The sequence below is a fragment of the Bradyrhizobium diversitatis genome, from assembly GCF_016031635.1.
Taxonomy (GTDB): Bacteria; Pseudomonadota; Alphaproteobacteria; order Rhizobiales; family Xanthobacteraceae; genus Bradyrhizobium; species Bradyrhizobium diversitatis.
This window is the reverse complement of record NZ_JACEGD010000088.1, coordinates 1-3296: the sequence shown is the minus strand read 5'-3', so window position 1 is coordinate 3296 and position 3296 is coordinate 1. Positions and strand designations below refer to the sequence as shown.

Here is a 3296-nt window from a genome sequence, read left to right as displayed (position 1 = left end):
TCATGGATGATCTGTTGCGGGAGTTTCTGACGGAGACCAGCGAGAGCCTGGACACCGTGGACAATCAGCTGGTGAAGTTCGAGCAGGAGCCGAACAACGCCAAGATCCTGGATAACATCTTCCGCCTGGTCCACACCATCAAGGGCACGTGCGGCTTCCTCGGGCTGCCGCGGCTGGAAGCGCTGGCGCATGCCGGCGAGACCTTGATGGGCAAGTTCCGTGACGGCATGCCGGTGACCGGGCAGGCGGTGACGGTGATCCTGTCCTCGATCGACCGCATCAAGGAGATCCTGGCGGGCCTGGAGGCGACCGAGGCCGAGCCCGAAGGCAACGACCGCGACCTCATCGACAAGCTGGAAGCGATGGTCGAGCAGGGCATGGCGGCAATGGCGGCCGGTTCGGCTCCCGTCGCCGAATCCCCGCCGGAGGCGCCGCTTGCCGCTGCGCCCGCGCCGGCAAAGGATCTGACCATGGGCACGCTGATCGAGCAGACGCTGGAGCGCCCGTTGCGCCCGGGCGAAGTCTCGCTCGACGAGCTCGAGCGCGCCTTCCGCGAGACCGCGATCGAAGCGCCGGCGCCCGCGCCGGCTGCCAAGGCTGAAGTAAAGGCCGAAGCCAAGGTTGAAGCAAAGCCTGAGCCCGCCCCCGAAGCGCCTGTCGCGGAAGCAAAACCCGCCAGGGAGAAGGCCGCGCCGAAGAAGTCGACGGCCGACGAGGGCGCCTCCGAGGGCGAGCGCATCGCCAACCAGTCGATCCGCGTCAACGTGGATACGCTGGAGCACCTGATGACCATGGTCTCCGAGCTGGTCTTGACCCGCAACCAGCTGCTGGAGATCTCGAGGCGCAACGAGGACACCGAGTTCAAGGTGCCGCTGCAGCGCCTGTCCAACGTCACCGCCGAGCTGCAGGAAGGCGTCATGAAGACGCGCATGCAGCCGATCGGCAATGCCTGGCAGAAGCTGCCCCGCATCGTCCGCGATCTCTCATCCGAACTCGGCAAGCAGATCGAGCTGGAGATGCACGGCGCCGACACCGAGCTCGACCGCCAGGTGCTCGACCTGATCAAGGACCCGCTCACCCACATGGTGCGCAACTCCGCCGATCATGGCCTCGAGACCCCCGCCGAGCGCCTCGCCAGCGGCAAGGGCGAGCAGGGCACCATTCGCCTGTCCGCCTATCACGAGGGCGGCCACATCATCATCTGCATCGCCGACAACGGCCGCGGCCTCAACACCGAGAAGATCAAGGCCAAGGCGATCTCCTCAGGTCTCGTCACCGAGGCCGAGCTGGAGAAGATGAGCGAAGCCCAGATCCACAAGTTCATCTTCGCGCCGGGCTTCTCGACCGCGGCCGCCATCACCTCGGTCTCGGGCCGCGGCGTCGGCATGGACGTGGTGCGCACCAATATCGACCAGATCGGCGGCACCATCGACATCAAGAGCGTGGCCGGCGAAGGCTCGAGCGTCACCATCAAGATCCCGCTGACGCTCGCCATCGTCTCGGCGCTGATCGTGGAAGCCGCCGGCGACCGCTTTGCGATCCCGCAGCTCTCGGTGGTCGAGCTGGTGCGCGCCCGCGCCAACTCCGAGCACCGCATCGAGCGCATCAAGGACACCGCGGTCCTCAGGCTGCGCAACAAGCTGCTGCCGCTGATCCACCTGAAGAAGCTGCTCAAGATCGACGACGGCGCGGCCTCGGATCCCGAGAACGGCTTCATCGTGGTGACTCAAGTCGGCAGCCAGACTTTTGGCATCGTGGTCGATGGTGTCTTCCATACGGAAGAGATCGTCGTGAAGCCGATGTCGACGAAACTGCGCCACATCGACATGTTCTCCGGCAACACCATCCTGGGCGATGGCGCGGTCATCATGATCATCGATCCCAACGGCATTGCGAAGGCGCTCGGCGCCGCCGGCTCCTCCGCCCATGACATGGGCGACGACGCGGCCGGCCATCACATCGGCTCGGGCGAGCAGACCACCTCGCTGCTGGTGTTCCGTGCCGGCTCGTCCCAGCCCAAGGCGGTCCCGCTCGGGCTCGTCACCCGCCTGGAAGAGCTCCCCGCCGACAAGATCGAGTTCAGCAACGGCCGCTACATGGTGCAGTACCGCGAGCAGCTGATGCCGCTGGTGGCCATGGAAGGCGTCACCATCGCCAGCCAGGGCGTCCAGCCGATCCTGGTGTTCGCCGACGACGGCCGCTCCATGGGCCTCGTCGTCGACGAGATCATCGACATCGTCGAGGAGCGGCTCAACATCGAGGTCGGCGGTTCAAGTTCGGGCATCCTGGGCTCGGCCGTGATCAAGGGCCAGGCCACCGAGGTGATCGACGTCGGCCACTTCCTGCCGATGGCGTTCTCCGACTGGTTCACCCGCAAGGAGATGAAGCCGTCGATGCACTCGCAGGCGGTGCTGCTGGTCGACGACTCGGCCTTCTTCCGCAACATGCTGGCTCCGGTGCTCAAGGCCGCCGGCTACCGCGTCCGCACCGCGCCGACCGCGCAGGAGGGCTTGGCTGCGCTCCGCGCCCAGAGCTTCGACGTGGTGCTGACCGACATCGAGATGCCCGACATGAACGGGTTCGAGTTCGCCGAAGTGATCCGGTCCGACAACAACCTCGCCGCGACGCCGATCATCGGCCTGTCGGCGCTGGTGTCGCCGGCGGCGATCGAGCGCGGCCGCCAGGCCGGCTTCCACGACTATGTCGCCAAGTTCGACCGTCCCGGCCTGATCGCGGCGCTGAAGGAGCAGACCGCGGGCGCCGCCGGCGCTTCCGAGCTGAGCCGGGCCGCGGCGTAACCCAGGGGATCAGGAGATAGGCTTATGGCCAGCAACAAGACCCAGTCCAGCGAAGGCGCCATGGTCGAATACGTCACCGCGATGATCGGCGGCCAGTTGTTCGGCCTGCCGATCTCCCGCGTCCAGGACGTGTTCATGCCCGAGCGCGTCACCCGCGTTCCCCTGTCCTCGCGCGAGATCGCGGGCGTGTTGAACCTGCGCGGCCGCATCGTCACCGTGGTCGACATGCGCGCCCGTCTCGGCCTGCCCAAGGCCGAGGACGGCAAGACCCCGATGGCGGTCGGCGTCGACCTGCGCGGCGAATCCTATGGCCTGCTGATCGACCAGATCGGCGAGGTGCTGCGCCTGCCCGAGGACGGCAAGGAGGAGAACCCCGTCAACCTCGACCCCCGCATGGCCAAGCTCGCCGGCGGCGTCCACCGCCTCGACGGCCAGCTCATGGTCGTCCTCGACGTCGATCGCGTCCTCGAGCTCGCACCCGAAATGATGGCGGCCTGA

2 protein-coding genes are annotated in these 3296 nt (G+C 66.8%); both read left to right on the top strand.

Features of this window, described 5'->3' with window-relative positions; all coding sequences use genetic code 11:
- Positions 1 to 2 precede the first annotated feature (2 nt).
- The gene (locus H1B27_RS39505; RefSeq protein ID WP_197969761.1) at positions 3 to 2798 is read left to right on the top strand and encodes a hybrid sensor histidine kinase/response regulator; all 2796 of its coding nucleotides are present in this window, start codon (positions 3 to 5) and stop codon (positions 2796 to 2798) included.
- A 24-nt stretch (positions 2799 to 2822) separates the two neighbouring features.
- Entirely contained in the window at positions 2823 to 3296 is a 474-nt protein-coding gene (locus H1B27_RS39500; protein ID WP_061877059.1) for a chemotaxis protein CheW, read from the top strand.